Annotated in this window: 15 protein-coding genes and 2 pseudogenes; 5 read left to right on the forward strand and 12 right to left on the reverse strand. The window is 59.2% G+C overall.

Annotated features, from left to right (window positions below; genetic code table 11):
- Window positions 1-32: 32 nt before the first annotated feature.
- The 12 genes and pseudogenes from nuoF to ACTG2W_RS21695 form a co-directional block, all read right to left on the reverse strand.
- Window positions 33-1,418 carry an NADH-quinone oxidoreductase subunit NuoF gene (gene nuoF / locus ACTG2W_RS21640; RefSeq protein ID WP_043823885.1) on the reverse strand — a complete coding sequence of 462 codons (1,386 nt, stop codon included), beginning with the start codon at window positions 1,416-1,418 and terminating at the stop codon, window positions 33-35.
- The gene (gene nuoE, locus ACTG2W_RS21645; protein ID WP_106844520.1) at window positions 1,415-1,957 is read right to left on the reverse strand and encodes an NADH-quinone oxidoreductase subunit NuoE; all 543 of its coding nucleotides are present in this window, start codon (window positions 1,955-1,957) and stop codon (window positions 1,415-1,417) included. Before nuoE ends, nuoF begins: the two co-directional genes overlap by 4 nt.
- A gap of 80 nt (window positions 1,958-2,037) precedes the next feature.
- Window positions 2,038-3,843 (reverse strand): NADH-quinone oxidoreductase subunit C/D, encoded by a 1,806-nt coding sequence (gene nuoC / locus ACTG2W_RS21650; RefSeq protein ID WP_106844519.1) that lies wholly within the window; start codon window positions 3,841-3,843, stop codon window positions 2,038-2,040.
- A gap of 2 nt (window positions 3,844-3,845) precedes the next feature.
- Window positions 3,846-4,519, reverse strand: a pseudogene (locus ACTG2W_RS21655) (NuoB/complex I 20 kDa subunit family protein).
- 29 nt (window positions 4,520-4,548) lie between these two features.
- Complete coding sequence (locus ACTG2W_RS21660) at window positions 4,549-4,953, reverse strand: NADH-quinone oxidoreductase subunit A (RefSeq protein WP_005344919.1); 405 nt, start codon at window positions 4,951-4,953, stop codon at window positions 4,549-4,551.
- A 379-nt stretch (window positions 4,954-5,332) separates the two neighbouring features.
- Window positions 5,333-5,902, reverse strand: coding sequence for a DUF1566 domain-containing protein (locus ACTG2W_RS21665; RefSeq protein WP_021231425.1), 570 nt, complete (start codon window positions 5,900-5,902; stop codon window positions 5,333-5,335).
- Window positions 5,903-5,915: 13 nt separating this feature from the next.
- Window positions 5,916-7,355 (reverse strand): DUF1566 domain-containing protein, encoded by a 1,440-nt coding sequence (locus ACTG2W_RS21670; RefSeq protein ID WP_106844517.1) that lies wholly within the window; start codon window positions 7,353-7,355, stop codon window positions 5,916-5,918.
- Between the two features lie 59 nt (window positions 7,356-7,414).
- Window positions 7,415-9,862 carry a proprotein convertase P-domain-containing protein gene (locus tag ACTG2W_RS21675; RefSeq protein ID WP_106844516.1) on the reverse strand — a complete coding sequence of 816 codons (2,448 nt, stop codon included), beginning with the start codon at window positions 9,860-9,862 and terminating at the stop codon, window positions 7,415-7,417.
- On the reverse strand, window positions 9,859-11,865 hold the full coding sequence (locus tag ACTG2W_RS21680; protein ID WP_106844515.1) for a prolyl oligopeptidase family serine peptidase: 2,007 nt from the start codon (window positions 11,863-11,865) through the stop codon (window positions 9,859-9,861). The genes ACTG2W_RS21675 and ACTG2W_RS21680 overlap by 4 nt, the downstream gene beginning before the upstream one ends.
- Window positions 11,865-14,003, reverse strand: a complete 2,139-nt coding sequence (locus ACTG2W_RS21685; RefSeq protein WP_106844514.1) for a TonB-dependent hemoglobin/transferrin/lactoferrin family receptor — start codon at window positions 14,001-14,003, stop codon at window positions 11,865-11,867. The genes ACTG2W_RS21680 and ACTG2W_RS21685 overlap by 1 nt, the downstream gene beginning before the upstream one ends.
- A gap of 162 nt (window positions 14,004-14,165) precedes the next feature.
- On the reverse strand, window positions 14,166-15,041 hold the full coding sequence (locus ACTG2W_RS21690; RefSeq protein ID WP_106844513.1) for a flagellar motor protein MotB: 876 nt from the start codon (window positions 15,039-15,041) through the stop codon (window positions 14,166-14,168).
- A pseudogene (locus ACTG2W_RS21695) lies at window positions 15,019-15,776 on the reverse strand (flagellar motor protein). Before ACTG2W_RS21695 ends, ACTG2W_RS21690 begins: the two are co-directional and overlap by 23 nt.
- Window positions 15,777-16,636: 860 nt before the next feature.
- On the opposite strand from ACTG2W_RS21695, the gene ACTG2W_RS21700 reads away from it, so the two are divergent.
- Genes ACTG2W_RS21700 through ACTG2W_RS21720 form a run of 5 tightly spaced genes read left to right on the forward strand, consistent with a single transcriptional unit; the run spans window position 16,637 to window position 20,691 of the window.
- A complete protein-coding gene (locus ACTG2W_RS21700) occupies window positions 16,637-17,227 on the forward strand; it encodes a restriction endonuclease subunit S (RefSeq protein ID WP_106844512.1) in 591 nt (196 codons plus the stop codon).
- 50 nt (window positions 17,228-17,277) lie between these two features.
- Window positions 17,278-18,801 carry a type I restriction-modification system subunit M gene (locus ACTG2W_RS21705; protein ID WP_106844511.1) on the forward strand — a complete coding sequence of 508 codons (1,524 nt, stop codon included), beginning with the start codon at window positions 17,278-17,280 and terminating at the stop codon, window positions 18,799-18,801.
- The gene (locus ACTG2W_RS21710) at window positions 18,791-20,008 is read left to right on the forward strand and encodes a restriction endonuclease subunit S (RefSeq protein WP_440016528.1); all 1,218 of its coding nucleotides are present in this window, start codon (window positions 18,791-18,793) and stop codon (window positions 20,006-20,008) included. Before ACTG2W_RS21705 ends, ACTG2W_RS21710 begins: the two co-directional genes overlap by 11 nt.
- On the forward strand, window positions 20,005-20,598 hold the full coding sequence (locus ACTG2W_RS21715) for a UPF0149 family protein (RefSeq protein ID WP_216823837.1): 594 nt from the start codon (window positions 20,005-20,007) through the stop codon (window positions 20,596-20,598). Before ACTG2W_RS21710 ends, ACTG2W_RS21715 begins: the two co-directional genes overlap by 4 nt.
- Window positions 20,599-20,691 carry an SEC-C metal-binding domain-containing protein gene (locus ACTG2W_RS21720; RefSeq protein ID WP_216823838.1) on the forward strand — a complete coding sequence of 31 codons (93 nt, stop codon included), beginning with the start codon at window positions 20,599-20,601 and terminating at the stop codon, window positions 20,689-20,691.
- Window positions 20,692-20,757: the final 66 nt, after the last annotated feature.

The following is a 20,757-nucleotide window of genomic DNA, read 5'->3' on the forward strand; positions in this document are numbered from 1 at the left end:
CTGAAACCTGTTTTGTGAAATCTGTGGTGTCGTTACCAGCGCTCGCCCAGCAGATTGGGCTGGATCCCTTTGACCGGCTTGCGGTTATCACCGCTGCCTTTGATCCCGGCCTCGAATTCGGAGCGGAAATATTTGATGGCGCTGGCGAGCGGCTCGACGGCGCCCGGTGCGTGGGCGCAGAAGGTCTTGCCCGGGCCAAGGAAACCGCAGAGTTGTTCCAGAGTCGCCAGATCGCCGGATTGCCCCTCGCCACGCTCCAGTGCCCGCAGCAGCTTAACGCTCCAGGGCAGGCCGTCGCGGCAGGGCGTGCACCAGCCGCACGACTCGCGGGCGAAGAACTCCTCCATGTTGCGCAGCAGACTCACCATGCTGATGGAGTCATCCACCGCCATGGCGAGGCCAGTCCCCATCCGGGTACCTACCTTGCCGATACCGGCGGTATACATCTGGGCATCGAGGTGCTCCGGCAGCAGGAAGCCGGTGCCCGCGCCGCCCGGTTGCCAGGCTTTCAGGCGATAGCCGCTCTTCATCCCGCCGGCGTAATTTTCAAACAGCTCGCGGGCGGTGATGCCAAAGGGCAGCTCCCAGACCCCGGGGTTGTTCACCTTGCCGGAGAAGCCCATCAGCTTGGTGCCGTGATCTTCCGAGCCCGGCAGCGCCAGCCCGTGATACCAAGCCACCCCGTTGCCGATAATGGCGGGGACGTTACAGAGGGTTTCGACGTTGTTGACGCAGGTGGGTTTGCCCCAGACGCCGGAGACGGCGGGGAAGGGGGGTTTGGCGCGCGGGTTGGCACGGCGCCCTTCCAGCGAATTGATCAACGCCGTCTCTTCACCACAGATGTAGCGGCCGGCGCCGGTGTGGACGAACAGCTCGAAGTCAAAACCGGATCCCAGAATGTTTTTGCCCAGCAGACCGGCGGCCTTGGCCTCTTCCACCGCACGGCGCAGGTGGATGGCGGCATCCACATACTCGCCGCGCAGGAAGATATAGCCGCGATAGGCCTTGAGCGCCCGGGCACTGATGATCATCCCCTCGATCAGCAGATGGGGCAGTTGCTCCATCAGCAGGCGGTCTTTCCAGGTATTGGGCTCCATCTCGTCGGCGTTGCAGAGCAGGTAACGGATGTTCATGCTCTCGTCTTTGGGCATCAGCCCCCACTTCACACCAGTGGGGAAGCCCGCGCCGCCACGCCCCTTGAGGCCGGCATCCTTGACGGTGCTGACGATCTCGTCCGGGCTCATCTGGCCGAGCGCCTTGCGGGCGGCGTCATACCCCTGTTTGGCCTGATACTCCTCCAGCCACACCGGCTGGCCGTCGTCCCGCAGCCGCCAGGTGAGCGGGTGGGTCTCGGCGGTGCGGGCCGTGCGGTTGGCGGTGCCAAGAGAGGCGAGGATCTTGTTCTGCGGCAGGCTCATGGGTAAGCCTCCAGCGTTTTCAGCAAGGTCACCGGATCGAGGCCGCCATAGGTGTCGTCATCGATCATGATGGCTGGCCCCTTGTCGCAGTTGCCAAGACAGCAGACCGGCAGCAGGGTGAAGCGGCCATCCGGGGTGGTTTGACCGGGGCCGAGGTTCATCACCTCCTTGAGACCGGCCAGCAGATCTTCATGGCCATTGATGTAGCAGACCATGCTGTCGCAGACGCGGATGATGTGGCGCCCTACTGGCTGGCGGAAGATCTGGCTATAGAAGGTGGCAACCCCCTCCACGTCGCTGGCGGGAATGCCGAGCTCGGCCGCGATGGCGTGAATGGCGCCGTCGGGTACCCAGCCTCTGGCCTGCTGCACGATCTTGAGCGCTTCGATGCTGGCGGCGCGGGGATCTTCGTAGTGGTGTTTCTCGTGTTCGATGGCATCGCGTTCAGCCTGGCTCAGAACGAAGTCGTCCTGTTTGCTGCTGCCTGCCCTTTGCCCCTGTGGGGTCTGATTATTGTGACACTGACATTGCTGGCTCATGACTTGACCTTTGGTGGCTTGTCCTTTTACTGCTCGTCCGGCGATCCCAATTCCCGGCCATGGCCGGGAGGGCGGATCACTTAACGGTCCACATCCGACATAACAAAATCGATACTGCCCAGATAGACGATGAGGTCCGACACCATGCTGCCCTTGATCACCGAGGGGATCTGCTGCAGGTGAGCAAAGCTCGGGGTGCGGATCCGGGTCCGGTAGCTCATGGTGGAGCCGTCACTGGTCAGGTAGTAACTGTTGACGCCCTTGGTCGCCTCAATCATCTGGAACGACTCGGCAGCGGGCATCACCGGGCCCCAAGACACTTGCAGGAAGTGGTTGATCAGGGTCTCGATGTGCTGCAGGGTGCGCTCTTTGGGCGGCGGGGTGGTGAGGGGGTGATCCGCCTTGAAGGGGCCCTCCGGCATGTTCTTCATGCACTGCTCGATGATCGACATGCTCTGGCGGATCTCCTCGATCCGCACGGTGGCTCTGTCGTAGGCATCGCCATTGCTGCCGACCGGCACTTCAAAGTCGAACTGATCGTAACCGGAGTAGGGGCGCCACTTGCGCACGTCGAAGTTGAGGCCGGTGGCGCGCAATCCGGCCCCCGTGGTGCCCCAGGACAACGCCTGCTCGGTGGTGTAGGCAGAGACGCCTATGGTGCGACCGCGCAGAATGCTGTTGCGCATCGCCGCTTTTTCGTAATCCATCAAGCGCTTGGGCAACCAGCTCAGCAGGTTGTCCTGCACCAGCCGTTGCCATCCCTTCGGCAGGTCGTGGGCCACACCGCCGATACGGAACCAGGCCGGATGCATGCGGGCACCGGTGATCGCTTCGATGATGGTGTAGATCTTCTGCCGGTCGGTGAAGGTGAAGAAGACCGGGGTCATGGCCCCCACGTCCTGGATATAGGTACCGAGGAACAAGAGGTGGCTCTGGATGCGGAACAGCTCCGCCATCATCACCCGGATCATGTCGACTCGCTGCGGCACCTTGATGCCGGCCAGCTTCTCGACCGCCAGCACATAGGGGAGGTTGTTCATCACCCCGCCCAGATACTCGACCCGGTCGGTATAGGGGATGTAACTGTGCCAGGATTGGCGCTCGCCCATCTTCTCGGCACCACGATGGTGATAGCCGATATCGGGCACGCAGTTGCGGATCTCCTCGCCATCGAGCTGCAACACCAACCGGAAGGCACCGTGGGCAGAGGGGTGATTGGGGCCGAGGTTGAGGAACATGTAGTCCTCATTCTCGTTGCCGCGGGCCAGCCCCCACTCTTCCGGTTTGAACAGCAGGTTCTCCTGCTCCATGTCCTGTTTGGCGGCATCGAGCATGAAGGGATCGAATTCGGTAGCGCGCGCCGGGTAATCCTTGCGCAGCGGGTGACCCTGCCAGCTCTTGGGCATCATGATGCGGGTCAGATGGGGGTGGCTATCGAAGGTGATGCCCATCAGATCCCACACTTCCCGCTCGTACCAATTGGCATTTGGGAAGTGGTTGGTGATGGTGGGCAGATGCAGGTCACTCTCGGCCAGCGCCACTTTCAACATCACATCGGCGTTACGGTCGATGGAGATGAGGTGATAGAAGACGGTGAAATCGCTCTGGGGCAGACCGTCGCGATGGCTGCGCAGCCGCTCGTCAGTCGCACTCAGATCGAAGAGCATCACGAACGGGGAGGGCACCTTGCGCAAAAAGCCCATCACATCCTGCAGCAGTTCGCGGGGGAGCCAGACCACCGGCACGCCGGTGCGCGTGGTCTGTACGGTGAAGTGCTCGGCCCCGAAGTGGGCAAACAGTTCGCCAATGACTTTGGCATCCTTGTGGTCGCTGGGCTGCCACTGGGCCATGGCGTAATTGCTGGGAAAATCACGAGTCAGTTTCATGGTCAGATCTCATCCGGCGTGCGCAGGTTGGTCACATTGATCCGTTCGCCGCGCTTGCGCTCTTTTTCGGCCTGTATCTGGGGACGGTAGATCCCCTGATCGCCCACTACCCAGGAGAGGGGGCGGCGCTCTTTGCCGATGGAGTCCTGCAGCAGCATCAGGGCTTGCAAAAAGGCTTCGGGACGGGGCGGGCAACCCGGAATGTAGACGTCGACCGGCAGGAACTTATCCACCCCCTGCACCACTGAATAGATGTCATACATGCCGCCGGAGTTGGCACAGGCCCCCATGGAGATCACCCACTTGGGTTCGAGCAGCTGTTCATACAGGCGCTGGATGACTGGCGCCATCTTGATGAAGGGGGTCCCTGCAATCACCATGAAATCGGCCTGACGGGGCGAAGCGCGGATAACTTCAGCGCCGAAGCGGGCCACATCGTGGGGGGAGGTGAAGGCGGTACACATCTCCACGTAGCAGCAGGAGATGCCGAAATTGTAAGGCCAGAGGGAGTTTTGCGGCCCCAGTTGACTGTGTCTTGCAGCACCTCCTCGAGACGGCCCATCATGATGCCGCGCGTCGCTTCTTGCGCCAGTGGGTCATCGACGGTCTGGCGCTGCTCCTGGGGGTAGCGCTCAACGGGTGCATCCGGGTCAATCCGGGTCAGGGTGTACTTCATGGTGCAACCTCAAGGAAAGGGTCTGTGGTTCAATCACTGTTTTTGTTGTTCAACTGCGGTTTGCGCGGTGACCAGTCCAGTGCGCCGATGCGCCAGAGGTAGATCAGGCCGATAAGCAGCAGTCCGATGAAAATGGTGGCTTCAATAAAGCCGACCCAGCCGCTCTCCCGCACGGAGACAGACCAGGCAAACAGGTAGAGCGCCTCGACGTCGAAGATGACGAAGAACATGGCGACCAGATAGAACTTGGCGGAAAAACGCAGGCGGGCACTGCCGACCGAGTCGACACCAGATTCAAATGGCTTGTTCTTGGTGCGGCCGTAGGCACGACCTCCCAGCAGGGCGGCGAGGCCTATCATCACCAGACAGATGGTGATGGCACCGATGACATAAATGGCAAAAGCCCAATGTTGAGCAGAAATATCAGCAAACATAGAGGTTTTTCCTAACCAAATTAATCAAGTGACTTAACAATAATGTTACGCATTATGACACTTTCGCACTGATTTACATGTCATTTTTACGGGTTAATTATTAATCGGTTAACCGGTAATTAAATTTTGTTAAGAAGCGCACTTTTTTGCTGGTTATGGCGGGTGGGAAAGGCCTGGAAAGCGCAGAGAGCTGCTCCTCGTCATCACCTGAAAGGGGTAAATGCCGCGGGCGAAGCCGGATCAGGTCGATATCGCGGGCAGGGGGCACAGGCGGGAGAAGAGCGTGATGGCGGGTGAGGTAGGGGGGCGGCAAGAGCAATAAAAAGAGAGGCTTTCAAGCCTCTCCTGTCATCGCGTTCCGGTTTCGAGCGTGGGGCGGTCAGGGTTTATTGGCGACCAGCAAGACCTGATCCGGGTAGGCGCCAATGGCGCGAAGACCGATATCTCCCGAGGTGATATCCAGATACGCCCGCTGACCATTGGCGGAGGTTACTGTGCTGCTCATCAGATAGACATAGCCCTCATTGACCTCTTTACCGCCCCCCGCCATGGCGCGCGGGAAAATGGCTTCATTGAGAGAGGGCTTGTAGCAGGCATGCTCGACCAGGGTCGCCAGCTCCTTGATGTCGGGCAGACGCCACTGGCTGATACCGCCGAAGTGATAGAGAGCATGACTGCTGTCACTGCGGATCCGCTCCGCCACTTGCAGCCCCTGCTGCCAGTAGTAAACGGTCGGTTCCCCCAGGCAACTGCTGCCACTCCATGTCTGTCCCAGTTTGCAGCGCATCCAGGTGAGGCCGGTGTGTTGATCCGTGACGGTGCCGTTGCCATGGTCAAGAAAACGGGCAGAGGGGGCGGTGCGATCCATAGTGTCATCACAAATGGCAGCACCGTGGGCCAGGGGGGCCAGCAGTGCCAGCATGGCGAATGAAAAGCGATAAAGGCTCATGATATTCCTCGGATTATTGGGGAGTGGCGACCAGTCGTACCTGCATCAGCTCGATATAGGTATCTTGCTGCACCAATGCGGGATAGGTGGTGCCCGCATCTTCTCCCAGGAGCAGGACTGTGCGTTTGCTGATGGGGCCACCGGAGAAGCGCTGGGCGGTGTTGCTGGTGGCGCTCCAGTAGTAGCCATGGTAGGTGTCATCTTCCGATGGGGCGATATCCGGGAAGTAACGGGTATCCACGATGATGCGTTGACCCAGCGGGTCCTTGGCCAGGCTGCCGTAGTGCATCAGTGACATCAGCTCACCCATGCTGGGCAGCCGCCACTGGCTGATGCCGCAGCGCTGCTCGCCATTGAGCCACTGCTGATACGCGCGGGTGGTCAGCATGGTGGTCAGCGCCTGTGCCCGGGCGAGGGCCGCCAGATCTCCTTCGGCGGTGAGCTGTTCGATCCTCTTATGAATATGCTGGTAGGCCGCTTGCTGCTCGCCTGCGGTCGCCTTGAACTGCTCATCCTCATAGGCAAAGGGTCTGCTTTTCCAGGCCGGGCTCAAGGGATCGTCCGATTTGACCTCCCACACCAAACCGGTATTGAGATCCTTGACGCACTGCCAGCTCGGCGCGTTGTCGGGGAGAACCTGACCGAGATCATCGAGTTTGCGATAGGCAAGCTGGGGACGAGTGCGATTCCAGCTGGCATCTTGTCCCGGATAGTCATCGGGTTCCTGTTCCAGCAGCGGGTCGTTGCCATCGCTGAAGGTGGTGACGCCGGTGACGGTCAGCAGGTTGCGTGGCTGCTGCTGCACCAGCAGGGTCAGCAGCTCGCTTTGGGTCTCTTCAGCAAACTGGCCGTTGCGCTGCCACTCCTGAGCCAATTGCTCCAGCATCAGGCTGATGGCGCGATAGCTGGTGGTGAGCAACTGGGTCTCCTTGGCTGTGGCAAGGCGTGTGCGGGCCTGTTGCTGCAAGCTGATCGCCACCTGCTGTAGCGCCTGATCAAACTGGCCGAGACCTGCGAGGGCCGCGCGGTCGCTGCCCGGTTGCAGCAGGGCGAGATCGGCCAGCAGCTGCGTCAGTGCGCGATCGGCGGCCACCCCTTCGGCAATGCGGCTCTGCCATAGGGTGCTGAGCAGGGTTGGTTGCAGCCGTTGTGGATCCCCTTTGGCGGCCGGATGTGCCAGCAGCAGCCCTCCGCTCCTCGGTACGAACAGCAGGGGCGAGTTGACGATGTTGGCCGAACGGCTGACCAGGGCTACCGCTCCTTCGCCGCTGACGGCAGGGTCGGCAGGATCACATTGCCAGTTCTGAGCCAGATCGGCGCACAGGGTACCGGTGGTCGGCAGAGCGACATCGACCCGGTAGTCCGGGATCGCCAGTGGTGCGTTATCTTCCCCGCCGCCACAGGCGCTGAGCAGGGCTGAGAGGGTTGCAATAACCAGTACGGATGATTTCACTTCACATTCCTTGATTCGGTCACAGGTTCACGGGGGCGGTAACCCCCGTGGTGCAGGATTCAACGGCGCGGGGGGCTCCGGCGCCAGAGGCGGGGCCAGAGGGCCAGCAACAGCAGCAGGGGGGAAGTCGTGCCGCCACCCCCTTCATCCTGCTCAAGGGGAATGATGCCAGTGTTGGGCAGGGCTTCATCCTTGTCGCAGCGGGCGCCGACTTGCTGGGCTACCCGCCAGTTGCGCAACTGACCGGTGTCACCGGCGCTGGTGTCGTTGATCTCCAGCAGCCAGCGGCCAGCGAGCGGTTCGCCGTGCAGCTTATCCAGCGATTCGAACGGTACCAGTTCACGGGGGAACTCCCCCTTGAGCCGGGTATGGCTGGCGTAACCCTTGTTCCACAGGCTGATCCGGGTACCGTAAGGGGAGGTGAGCCAGATCTCCAGCTGCTCCAGCTTGCTGTGCTCCAGATCGAGGGCAACCACGAATCCGCTGTCGATGCGGGCCGTGCTCTCGGGCAGGGTGAGAGTGAAGCGGGACAGGCCGTGCCGTTCATCGCTCACCGCATCCTTGATCTGGCCACCCTGGCCGATGGCCCGCTGCCAGAGCGGTTCACCGATCGGCAGTTGCAGGTCAAGGCGGGTCTGGCGCTCGGTGGGGCTGGGCAGGGTGAGCTGGAACTGCAGCGGCAAGGTGACTGCCTCGCCACAGGTCAGGTTGCTCGCCGCTTCCAGCGGCAGGGTCCAGCGGGCGGAGCCATCGGCGTTGAGCTCTCCCTGCCAGTGATCGTCACCCATGAGCCCCTTGCTCGGGAGCAGGCTGGCGTCAGCCACTGTCAGGGGACGGCCGCTCTGGTTGTTCAATTCGATGGCGAGGCTCTTTTTCTCCCCGGGTAGCAGGTAGCTGTCATCGGCAAGGCGGGCCGCGATGGGGGTGGGCAGCAGGGCGTGGTGGCGGAAGGCCTGCTCCAGCAGCTTGCCATAACTGCGATCCGGATAGAGGCGGTTGGCGGTATCCACGGTGACCCGCGCCAGCTGGGGCATCCGCACCTGCGGGCCGAGGCCGAAGTGGGATTCAATCAGCAGGGTATCGAACTCGTCACGGGCTACCTCGCCATACTGTTCAACGGCCTGGCGCAGCGCGGTGAAGAGCGGAGTGCCCCACAGCTGGTCGCCGTTGCTGCCGTTGATGGTGAGGTGAGCCGGATAGAGGAAGCCCGGATGATAGCGCGCCCGCAGATCGTCGAGCTGACGGGGCGTCCGGCCGCTGATCCTGGCATCCCAGTTGAAGACCATGAAAGGCTCGAACTGGCGGGCTTCGGGACTGCGCTGGCGCCAGCTGGCGGCCAGATAGTCGCTAAAGCCCTCGCCGATGGCGCCCCAGTCCCCCTCTTCTCCCATGTCGGGCAGGATATGGTGCTGCACCGCATGGCCAAACTCGTGCCAGATCACCATGGGATCTTCCGCATCGGGCACCCCTATCCGGCCAATTTCCAACCGGCGCAGGAAGGGGTCATAGAGAGAGTTGTCCTGCTCCCCGGCATCGGTATCGATGGCCAGGGGGCCGCCCATCAGCGTCGGGTAGCCCAGGGATTCCACATGGCGCTGGGCCAGATCCAGATGGTAGTAGCCATTGATATCGAGGAAGGCGGGCTGCTGGTGATCCAGCTGGAAGCCATCGGCATCAGGGCTGCTAAAGGGGGCAGTTTCCGGCGCCGTGCCATCCACGACCCGAGCGCGTGGGCCATTTAGCTGGTAGGTGTCATCCACCTTTTGTACCGTGAGCGGTACGGTGCGATAGGCCCGGTTGTCCAACACCAGATCGTGGCGCCACAGCAGGTTGCCATCTTGCAACTGGGTGCGTGGGTCGAGGGCAAAGATGCGGGCCTGCACCGTAGCCGCTTCCCTTGCCAGCGGGACCGCTTCGGCACGGGTGTTGGCCTCTTGCAGCGTGCGCCCCAGCAGGGCGCTGCCATCGCAGGTGACAAACAGTTGCCAGTGGCTGCTCTTGCTGTTGCCCGGCTGGCTTTCCACCGCCAGCAGGCGCCAGGCCGCAGTCAGTGTGTCGCCATCCTGCCAGTACCAGGGCTGGGCTTCGTCACTGCCAGCGAATTTCCACACCGTACCATCCAGCGTGGCGGTATAGGCATCCACCCCGGCGCGGCTTGCTTCATCACATGGAGCCGCCTGTGCCTGCATCAGCCGGGTATTGTGATAAAGGCGCCACGGGCGACCCTGCTCATCGAGACTGACGGCGGCCATCAGGCCGGCGATCGGTGCGCCATTGAGCTGCTGGCGATAATGCAGATAGTGGCCCAGCTTGCCTTGGCGCTGATAGGCCGGGGCATCACTCAGGGTGATGCCGAGCTGCTGTTCGAGCCAGAGGCGGGGATCGGCCGGGGCGTCCTGTTCGACAAAACGCAGTTCGGCGGCCTCGGTGGCAAAGCCAGCCAGCCCCAGCAAGAGGGCGGGCAACAGGGGTTTCATAGTGGTACTCCCAATCAGCGGCAGGGTCATTGATTGATCCCCGCCAGATGCAACAAGAAGGCAAATTCACGAGCCCGATCGCCACCACCGGCGCGGTGGCCTCCCTCCAGTTCGGTCAGCAGCAGGTAGGGGCCGGAGCCCGTGCTGTGCTCCCGCAGGCGGGCCAGCCACTTGACCGGCTCCCAGTAGGGCACCTGGCTGTCGTGCAGGGCGGTAGTGACCAGCAGGGGCGGGTAGGGGGCGCGGTGCAGGTTGTCGTAGGGGCTGATGCGGCGCATCGCCTGATACTCTGCGGGCTTGGCCGGGTTGCCCCACTCCTGGTACTCCTGACGGGTCAAGGGGAGGGCAGGATCGCTCATGGTGCCGAGCATATCGACGAAGGGAACCTGCAACACGGCGCCGCTAAAGAGTGTCGGTTGCTGGTTGAGGGCCGCAGCAACCAGCGTGCCCCCCGCGCTGCCCCCCATGGCAAACAGGGGCAGGGGAGCAGAGTCGGGTGACCAGTGGCGCAGGGTGTTGCCGGCAGCGATAAAGTCGCTGATGCCGTTCTGCTTGTGGATGCCCCGTCCGTCGCGGGTCCACTGCTCCCCCAGCATGCCGCCGCCGCGCACATGGGCGATGGCGTAGACAAAGCCCCGATCCAGCAGGCTTAACAGCTCTTTCTGGTAGTAGGGGCGCATCGGCGTGCCATAGGCGCCATAGCCGTAGAGCAGTACGGCGCGAGGGGCCAGCTCCTTGCGCCACACTAGCGAGACAGGCACCCGGGTGCCATCGGCAGAGGTGATCCAGCGCCGCTCGCTCTGATAGGGCAATGCTTTATTGCCTGCGGTGTGCTGGTCGTTGATCCAGTGGCCGCTGTTTAAATCCAGCCAGCGCTGGCCGGGGGGCTGGCTCAAGCCCTGACTGCGCACCAGAATACGGTCGCTGGCCGGGTCATGTTCTCCTTGCAGCCAGCCGGTACCGGCGCCACTGGCCAGCGGCAGGCGCTGGCGTTCATGGCCGTTGCGATCGAGCAGGGCGAGCCAATCCTCCCCCTGCTGGCGAAACTGCACCACCAGATGGCGATCAAACAGTCGCCACTTGTCGGGATCGCCGAGATCCTCCCCTTTGGCGGGCCACAGGCGCTGCCACTCACCGAGCGGCGTGCTGGCTGAGTAGAGGGCAAACGCCCCCTCTCGGTTGCTCTTGATCACCCAGCCGGATTGACTGTCCAGATAGTATTCCACCCCGCGCTGGCGGGGTTTGACCTGCTGCGGCTTGCCCGAGTCGAGCAGGTACTGCTCCGAGCTGTCGTGGTTGTTGCCCTGCAACACCAGATGCTGGCCATCCGTGGTGCGATAGAGGCTGAGCAGCCAGGCGGGATCCTGCTCCTCATAGAGAGTCTGCTCCTGGCCATCCTGCCAGCCGCGCAACTGCCAGGGGCGCAGGGTGTAACGCTCGTTGGCGATGCTGTAGAGGGTGCGACCATCTTGTGACCAGGCGAGATCAGCGCTGCGCTGCGCCAAACTGGCTAGCGCCTTGCCGCTTTGGAGATCGAGCAGGGTAACTTGATAGTCGAGATCGCCGCGCCTGTCTTCGGCGATGGCCAGTGTGAGGTTATCCGGGCTCAGGGCCCAGCCGCCCGCTTCGTAATAGCCCTCACCCGCTCTGGCGGGAAGCAGCTGCTGCACCTTGCCCCCGTGGCGTTGCCAGAGTGAGCCATCCGGGCGCAGCTGCCATGCCTGATCGCCGCGGACAAGCCAGTTGTCCGGTACGGGTTCACCCGCCGGATGACGGGCAAACTCGGCGCGCAAGGTTGCTTCCAGCGGCTGCTGCGCGGCGAGCTGCTGCTCGCTCCAGCGATTTTGCTGCTTGAGCAGGGCGAGAATGGCCGGGTTGCTACGGCTCTCGTCCCGCAACCAGAAGTAGGGATCCTGGCGTACGGGATTGCCTGAAATCAGGTGCGATTGGGACGGGATCGGCGGTGGCAGGGCCTCTTGCGCCCACGCCAACGGGGCGGCCAACAGGGCCGCCATGATTGCATGATGCTTCATCACATCCCCACGAAACGGTAGCTGAGGCTGGCTGACAGGTAGCGGCCGCTCTGGCTGTAGAGGGAGGTATCGCTGCCAGCCGGAAGTCCGGCCACATCCTGATAGCGGACGTAGCGGGTATCGAGCAGGTTGCCGATGGTGGCATTGACCTTGAGCGCCTCGGTGATCTGCCAGTCGCCGGTGAGGTCCAGACTGAACCAGCCTGCGCTGCTCTGGCAGGCACCGTTGTAGCCAGTCTGCGCATTGGCGCACTGGGGCACCTTGGTCATTGCGGCGGCATAGTTGCCACTGAGCTCAACCCCCCAGTCGAGCTGTTGCCAGCGCAGGGTGGTGTTGCCTTCCAGCGGTGTCTGGGTGCGCAGCGGCTCACCGCGGTGATCCTTGCCATCCATCCAGGCCAGATTGGTCGAAAGCTCCCACTCGTCGCTCAGCCAGAGGCTGGCGGCCAGCTCGGCGCCCCAGGTTTCTGCTTTGGCGACGTTGCGATATTGGCGCAGGAAGACACCGTCATCGAGGCGAAAACCGGTCTGGCGCCAGTCGATGAAGTTGTAGTAGCGGTTGTAGAAAACGGCCGGTTTGACGCTCCAGTTGTCGCTTTGGCCATTCACTCCCCACTCCAAGCTGTGGCTGGTCTCCTCCTTGAGGTTGGGGTTGGCAATGATCTCGAATGGCGGCATGGCAAAGTAGTGGGGAATGTTGCCGTAAACCTGATCATAAGCGGGGGCGCGGAAGCCGTTGGCATAGCTGAGCCAGCTGCGCCATGTCTCGTTGAAGCGGTAACTGGCCGCCACACTGGGGGAGATATGGTCGCTGTGGTTCTCGGCCAGATTGCTGTCCGGTGCGCGCAGGCGCTGGCGGTCAAAGCGCAGGGTCGGGGTAAACTGCCAGTTGCCCAGATCGATCACATCGCTCAGCCAGATGCCATCGCGGCGGGTTTCGGCCTTGCTGAAGGGGGCTTTCTGTCCCTGGGTGGTGATGCCATCTTCCAGGGTCAGATTGCTGACCGGCCGCTCGTGGTTGGCCTGCTCCAGCTCCACACCGTAGCTGAAGGTGTGATCCAGCGAGCCGGTGCTCAGCTTGCTCTGCAACTCCAGCTCGTTGCCAAGGCGCAGCTCCTCGAACGTGGAGAGGGTGCGCTGGCTGCGATATCTGGGATAACCGCTCAGGGCATCGTTGCGCAGCAGCTGGCGCTGGTTGGCTTCGTTGCGTGACTGGTTGCCAAACAGGCTCCAGTTGAGGGTATCGACCATGCCCAGATCGCTGGCTTCCCAGCTGAACTTGCCGCCCTGGGTGCGCTGATCGCCATCTTCCTGAAAACCGACCACGTCCCAGCTGCCATCGGGTTGGGGCACCGCTTTGGGCCCCATCTGGCGTTTGGCGTGATCCTCGTAGTAGTCCAGCTCCAGCCGCAGAGCGTGATGGGCATTGAGGGGGAGGCGGCTGCTGGTGGAGGCACTCATGCCATCCAGATCCGCCGGAATGCGGTTCTCCTCAAAGTTGGCGGTTTCGTTGCCACGCCAGCCGGAGAGGCGCAACAGATGTTCGCTCTCCAGTGCCCGCACCGCGCCGGTCATGCTGAGCTTCTTCTTGTTGCTGTCGCCACCGTAGAGGGTCTTGGCCGCCAGATAGCTATCTTGCTGTTGCAGATAATCTTCCGGCTGCTTGGTATTCATCACCACGGTGCCGCCGATGGCATCGGAGCCATGCAGGGAGGAGCCGGCCCCCTTGGCCACCTCAATCTGCTTGATGTCATCAAGGTCGAAGTTGAAGCGACCCACCTTGTCATTGATGTTGTCGGCGCCAAAGCCGTCGCTGACGCGCACCCCATCCTTGATCAGCAGGATACGGTTGCCCCCGATGCCGCGCACGCTGATGTTTTGCGGTCGCCCGGCAGAGCCGGTGACCGAGACACCGGGGATCTTGCGAAACACATGAGTCAGCTCGCTGGCGACCTGACGGTCCAGCTCTTCCTGGGTGATGACGGTGATGGAGCCGGAAACATCGGAGAGTTTCTGTTGTACCCGTTGCCCGGTGACAATGATGGTGTCGTCGCTGCGAGCCTTCTCCACAGGGGGGAGATCGGCCGCGCCAGCGGAGGCACACAAGAGTGCTGGCCATGCCTGAAGCAGTTTGTTCATAATGATAATTGTTTTTATTTAAGCCTGAGGGGCGGCATTATTGCAGAGGCCTGACCACTTGACAATAAATGGCAATCATTATCATTAAGATCTTATGATGTTGATATTATTGAGCTATTTGTTTTTAAAAAGAGGCTCCCACGCGAGGCAGGAGCGGGGGGATCAGGGCTTGAGCAGTTGCAGCGACTCTTCTGCGGCCTTGCCTTGAGAGAGGGTGATATCGACCCGGCGATTCGCCTGGCGATGTTCAGGGGTGTCATTGGCAAAGCGGGGTTGAGTGTCGGCAACCCCCTGAGCGATGACTCGTCTGGCATCCAGCTGGGGGTTGGTCAGCATGGTCTGCACGATGGAAGAGGCCCGCAGCACCGAGAGCTCCCAGTTATTGCGATAAAGCTCCACCGGCGCCTGGGAGTTGTCGGTATGACCGGTGACCACTACCTGCCCCGGGATATTGGCCAGAATGCCTGCGATCTTGTTGACCAGCGGGATGAACTGGGGCTGCAGGAACGCCGAATCGGAGGGGAATAGCGCCTTCTCGCCGATGCGGATCACCAGTTGACTGCCGAGTTGCTCGACCTCGAGATCCTTCGATTCAATCTGGGCCTTGAGTTGCTGCTCAAGCTTCTGCTTGGTCACCTGCACCCACTCCTGCTCCTTGGTCTTGTGGGGCCAGGCTTCGGTGGCGCTCGGTTTTTCCGAGGCACCTATGGTCTCGTTGAAGGGGTCCGATGCCGCCATGGGGGCATCTTTTTCCAGTACAGTCTCTTCTTTCGGGCTGCTCGGCGTGGTCTTCGATTCCGGCTCGAGAATCCCTGTGCCCCCCTGCATCAAGGGGGAGCCGGCAGGCGGGGAGATGAGGCCGATTTTACCCAGCGACTCGATAAAGCCCTGGATAAGCACCCGGGTTTCGGACTGTTTGGCCATGGCAAAGGAGTAGAGCACCACAAACAGGGCGAACAGCAGGGTCATGAAGTCGGCATAGGAGACCAGCCAGCGTTCATGGTTCTCCGGTGCTTCAGCCTTTTTCTTTTTGGCCACCGTGACCTCCCAGATAAGGTTCGAGGGTAACTTGCAGGCGCGCTTGGGATTCGCCATCCACGATGCAGAGAATGCCGGTCAGGGTCATCTCCTTGTAGTGGCGGATCTGGTGGGCAAACCCTTTGTAGCGGTTGCCGAACGGCAAGAAGATCAGGTTGGCTGCGGATACCCCGTAGATGGTAGCGATAAAGGCCACCGCGATGGCGCCGCCCAGCTTGTCGGGGGCATCTAGCAGACCCATGGCGTGGATCAGGCCAAATACCGCCCCGACGATCCCCATGGTCGGGCAGTAGCCGCCCATGGCTTCATAGAATTTGACCGTCTGTTCGAGATCTTCCTGTTCAAATTCGATCTCGTTCTCCAGCACCTCGTGTATCTTGGTTTTCTCGTAACCATCAACCATCATCTGCACCCCTTTCTTCAGGAAGGGATCCTTGATCTCGTCGATCATCCCTTCCAGCGCCAGCATGCCGCTGCGGCGGGCGTTGCCTGCCAGGGTCTCCAGTAACTGGGCCTGTTCATGCATGTCGAGCTTGAGGGGGAGAGCAGCCATTTGAAACGCTTCATGGTGCTGCCGACGACGGAGAAGGGGAACTGGGTCAGCGCAGCACCTATGGTACCGCCGATCACGATAAGAAATGCGGGCAGATCGAGCAGTGCGCTGGGATGACCACCCTCGATCATGTTGCCGCCAAGGATGGCGATCAACGCCAGTACCAAGCCAATCAAGCTCATTTTTTTACACATCCCTGCATGTTGATAATCGCTAGTGTAGCTACTTAAGTATCAGTTTTTCAAAATGATATCCAATCGCTGAGCAATTAATGGGCGCTGGGTAACGTCCATAAAAGAAGGCGTGTTGCGGCCATAAGATGGCATTGCAATCATCTTGTTGCTCCTGTTGTGACTGGAAGGAACGCTTGTCGGGTGGGGCAATCACAAAAGCAAGGTAGGGGGTGGGGGCTGGCAATACGAAAAGCAGTGATGTTCCATCAGGGCTTTGCAAACCGGGGGATGAGTGCGTGGATGATCTGCCACTGCGTGGCTCTGGCTCACTTGTCGGCATAGGTGTTTGCCGGAAAGCAAAAAACCGACCCTGAGGTCGGTTTTTTTAGATTTGGCGGTGAGGGAGGGATTCGAACCCTCATTCTCACATGTTGCAGCACAAATATAACCTTCAATTTCAATAACTTACGCAATTATCGGTAGCTATAAAAGCTATGTAATTGTCTCAGGTAATTGCTATGAGACTTATTGTACTTTTATATAGAAAATTAATTAAATGTCAACCACATAGGTTGTGGCAATTCACTGCGTTGTTGATCACGGACAATTAAGTTGGAAACCGTGATATTGCAGTTGGAAACTCAACGGCCCTGCAACAGCAGGGCCTTTTTATTTTTTGCGGTGATTAACTGTAATTAAATTACAAAAAGATCTCTGTTGGATCTTTCAGGCTGGTCAAGGTCTACCTCTTGCCAATGGTACACACATAAGCATCATCGTCACTGATGTAAAAAAAGATACAGTGGTATTGACGCAGCAGTGTCATATGCGACACACTGCAACTGCATCATTAACGATGAAGAGATTTTGTGAAGCTGAACCAAATTGCCACCATCAGTGCTGGGCACCCCTATCGCGGCAAGATCCCGGAGATCGATTCCGGCAGCATGGCCGTGGTGCAGATGAGAGATGCCTCGCCAGAAGGGGGGGTTGACTGGTCTGCCTGCCTTCGTTCTGAGCCTACCAGCAAGAAGGAGCCTGACTGGCTGCAAACCGGCGATATCCTGGTGGCGGCCCGTGGCAGTACTAACTATGCCGTGCTGGTCGATACCGGGCTTGCATCATTGCCCGCCGTAGCCGCCCCTCACTTCTATGTGGTGCGGTTGCATAGCGAGGCGCTCAGTCCCGAATTTCTGGCCTGGCAGCTCAATCAGTCCCCTTGCCAGCGCTACTTCGAGCTTCACGCCGAAGGCAGCGCGGCAAAAAGTATTCGCCGTCAGGTGTTGGAGGATGCCCCTATCGGCATCCCGTCTCTTGCGAGACAAGCCGCCATCATGAAGCTGGTCCACAGCCTGCGTGAAGAACGAAACCTGATGCAACAACTGCAACGTAACGGCGAGCAGATGATGCAGGCTATCGCTGCCAGCCTGCTCGAACAATCCGATCAGCAACCGAAATAGTTTCGCTGAGCAGCCCATTTTTCCAAGAAATACCCAAGGAATTGTGACTTATGACTACCTCGATAAACCAGGACGATATCAACAAGGCCCTCTGGTCTGCCTGTGATACCTTCCGGGGCACGGTCAGCCCTGATACCTATAAAGATTTCGTGCTCACCATGCTGTTCCTGAAATACATCTCGGATGTCTGGCAGGATCACTACGATGGCTACAAGGCCGAATATGGCGATGAGCCGGAGCTCATTGAAGAGATGCTGAAAAACGAGCGTTTCGTGCTGCCCAAACAGGCCAGCTTCTACAGCCTGTTCGAGCGTCGTCACGAGCCGGGCAACGGCGAGCGGATCGATCAGGCGCTGCACGCCATCGAAGAGGCCAATGGCACCAAGCTCAAAGACGCGGGCAAGAGCGTGTTTCAGGACATCAGCTTCAACACCGACCGCCTCGGCGAAGAGAAGCAGAAGAACACCATACTGCGCCATCTGATGGAAGACTTTGCCAAGGATGAGCTCAACCTCAAGCCGAGCCGGGTCGGCACCCTGGATGTGATCGGCAACGCCTACGAGTATCTCATCAAGAACTTCGCCGCCAGCGGCGGCCAGAAGGCGGGGGAGTTCTATACCCCGCCCGAAGTCTCCGATCTTATCGCCGAGTTGCTGGAGCCGATGCCGGGCGACACCATCTGCGATCCGGCCTGTGGCTCGGGGTCGCTGTTGATGAAGTGCGGACGCAAGGTGGTGGCAAACCATGGCGAGAAGCACTACGCCCTCTACGGTCAAGAGGCCATCGGCTCTACCTGGTCGCTGGCCAAGATGAACATGTTCCTGCACGGGGAAGACAACCACAAGATCGAGTGGGGCGACACCATCCGCAACCCCAAGCTGCTCGATAAAAACGGTGATCTGCTGCGCTTCGATATCGTGACCGCCAACCCGCCCTTTTCGCTGGATAAATGGGGTTATGAGGAGGCGGGGAACGATAAGTTCGGTCGCTTCAAGCGCGGGCTGCCGCCCAAGACCAAGGGGGATTACGCCTTTATCCTCCATATGATTGAGACCCTCAAACCCAAGAGCGGCCGCATGGGGGTAGTGGTGCCCCACGGCGTGTTATTCCGGGGTTCCAGCGAGGGGAAAATTCGCCAAGCGCTTATCGATGAGAACCTGCTCGATGCGGTGATCGGGCTGCCAGAGAAGCTCTTCTATGGCACCGGCATCCCGGCCGCCATCCTGATCTTTAAAAAGCAGAAGGTGGATGACAATGTGCTGTTTATCGATGCCAGCCGTGAGTTCAAGGCGGGTAAAAACCAGAACCTGTTGAGTGCGGACAATATCGCCAAGATCGTGGCCACCTACCGCAACGGCGGCAATGTCGATAAATACGCCTATCTCGCCTCGCTTAAAGAGATCAAGGAGAACGACTACAACCTCAATATCCCACGCTATGTGGATACCTTCGAGGAGGAAGAGGAGATCGATCTGCTGGCGGTGCGGGCCGAGCGCGAACAACTGAAAACCCAACTGGCCGAGCTGGAAATCGAGATGGCTAAGTATCTGGAGGAGCTGGGCTATGGTGCCTAAGGGGTGGTCTCAGAAGTTAATTTCTGATGTCGGTGCAGTCGTAACAGGAAATACTCCACCAACCAGTAACCCTGAGTATTACAATGGGAAATATCCTTTTGTATCTCCGGCTGATTTAGGTGCGCATAAATTGATAAACTCTAGTATTAAGAGTTTATCCTCCCAAGGAATGGAAAAAGCAAGAAGTGTAAGAGCAGGTGCTACGCTTTTCACTTGCATTGGCTCAACAATCGGAAAAATAGGGCTTGCGGGATGCACGCTAGCAACAAATCAGCAAATTAATGTTGTGATCCCCAAGCCAGATTACGACGATGATTATGTATATTATCAGTTAGAGTTGAGAGCTGCATATATTGCAAAGTTAGCAGGAACCCAAGCAGTTCCAATAATTAACAAAACCACATTTGAATCACAATGTATTTTGGTTCCTGATTCACTGCCTGAACAAAAGAAAATCGCCCAAATCCTCTCCACTTGGGATAAGGCCATCACCACTACCGAGCAACTGTTAGCCAATAGCCAGCAGCAAAAAAAGGCGCTGATGCAAAAACTGCTCACCGGCCAAAAACGCTTGCTGGATAACAATGGAGTGAGGTTTAGTGGGGAGTGGAAAGCTCAACGTATTGGTTCTCTTTTAAAAGAGGTTAAGCGGCCAGTTCAATGGGACGATGATAGTGAATATCACCTTTTAAGTGTCAAGCGCCGCTCGGAGGGAGTTGTGCTTCGTGAAATTTTAAAGGGTTCAGATATTTTGACAAAAAAAATGAACACTGCACTTGCCGGTGACTTTTTAATCTCAAAGATGCAGGTTGTTCACGGAGCCACAGGGTTAGTAACAGAAGAGTTTAATAAGTGTCACATATCAGACTCATACATTGCTCTGAGACCAAAAGATGATGAAAAAATAGACATTGCTTTTTTCTCTTGGTTCAGTAAACAAAAAATAATGTATCACAAGGCATTCCTTTGTAGCTATGGTGTTCATATTGAAAAGATGACCTTCAATTTCAATATGTTTGTAAAGGAAAAGGTTATTATTCCAGCCACGCTTGAGGAGCAACAAAAAATCGCAGCGGTACTTTCCACTGCCGATCAAGAAATCACAGCCCTGCAACAGAAACTCGACGCCTTAAAGCAAGAGAAAAAAGCGCTGATGCAACAACTGCTAACCGGCAAGCGGCGGGTCAAGGTGGAGGAGGTCGCATGAAAAAAGTGACCCTTCACCCCATGACCGAGGAAGACGTTGAGTGGCTGGAGCAGCGGCTGATGGACTATGGCAACGACGACTCGATGCTGAGTCTGTCGGCACTCGACGGCTTTCTGACCGCCGTGCTCTCCGGCCCCGAGCTGGTACCACCCAGCCAGTGGTGGCCGGCACTCTGGGGCGGCATGCCCCCCGAGTGGTCGTCCGAGCGGGAGATGAAACGGGCGCTGGACCTTATCATGGGCCATATGAATATTCTGGCCCATACCCTCTGTTATCAGCCCGAGCACTTTATCCCTGTGTTGATGGTCAATCTTTTCGAAGAACAAGAGATCTGCAACGCCGAAGAGTGGTGCTTTGGCTATTTGCGTGGCATGGCGCTGGGGAACTGGTCAGCCTTGCCAGAGGAGCTGGATACCTGGCTTGAGGTGATCCGCCTGCATGGCAGCGATGACCAATTGCCACTGCTTGCCAGCCTGTCGCTGCCGGAACATCAGCAGAGCGTGGCCGAAGTGGGCTCTGCCGCGTTGAAATTGCACGCCTATTTTCTCGCCCAACGGGGGCCAAACAGGGGGCCTGTCGCGGTGCCATAGGTGAAACCGGCCAAGGCCCCTGCCAAGGTCGGGCGCAATGAGCCCTGCCCCTGTGGTAGCGGCAAGAAGTACAAGCAGTGCTGTTTGCACTGATCAGGCGCTCGGCCCGTACCCTCAGTGAGGGTGACGGCCAGGCGAATGGCGAGCCTTGGTTGCATC

Origin of the sequence: Aeromonas sp. 96A, assembly GCF_051919165.1 — a bacterium.
Lineage (GTDB): Bacteria > Pseudomonadota > Gammaproteobacteria > Enterobacterales > Aeromonadaceae > Aeromonas > Aeromonas veronii.

What these genes read in the sequence shown, in the direction of transcription:
- ACTG2W_RS21675 (WP_106844516.1), bottom strand. Translation starts at nt 9,862, where the DNA reads ATGACCCTGCCGCTGATTGGGAGTACCACTATGAAACCCCTGTTGCCC.
- ACTG2W_RS21660 (WP_005344919.1), bottom strand. Translation starts at nt 4,953, where the DNA reads ATGTTTGCTGATATTTCTGCTCAACATTGGGCTTTTGCCATTTATGTC.
- nuoE (WP_106844520.1), bottom strand. Translation starts at nt 1,957, where the DNA reads ATGAGCCAGCAATGTCAGTGTCACAATAATCAGACCCCACAGGGGCAA.
- ACTG2W_RS21665 (WP_021231425.1), bottom strand. Translation starts at nt 5,902, where the DNA reads ATGAGCCTTTATCGCTTTTCATTCGCCATGCTGGCACTGCTGGCCCCC.
- ACTG2W_RS21715 (WP_216823837.1), top strand. Translation starts at nt 20,005, where the DNA reads ATGAAAAAAGTGACCCTTCACCCCATGACCGAGGAAGACGTTGAGTGG.
- ACTG2W_RS21705 (WP_106844511.1), top strand. Translation starts at nt 17,278, where the DNA reads ATGACTACCTCGATAAACCAGGACGATATCAACAAGGCCCTCTGGTCT.
- ACTG2W_RS21710 (WP_440016528.1), top strand. Translation starts at nt 18,791, where the DNA reads ATGGTGCCTAAGGGGTGGTCTCAGAAGTTAATTTCTGATGTCGGTGCA.
- nuoC (WP_106844519.1), bottom strand. Translation starts at nt 3,843, where the DNA reads ATGAAACTGACTCGTGATTTTCCCAGCAATTACGCCATGGCCCAGTGG.
- ACTG2W_RS21685 (WP_106844514.1), bottom strand. Translation starts at nt 14,003, where the DNA reads ATGAACAAACTGCTTCAGGCATGGCCAGCACTCTTGTGTGCCTCCGCT.
- ACTG2W_RS21680 (WP_106844515.1), bottom strand. Translation starts at nt 11,865, where the DNA reads ATGAAGCATCATGCAATCATGGCGGCCCTGTTGGCCGCCCCGTTGGCG.
- nuoF (WP_043823885.1), bottom strand. Translation starts at nt 1,418, where the DNA reads ATGAGCCTGCCGCAGAACAAGATCCTCGCCTCTCTTGGCACCGCCAAC.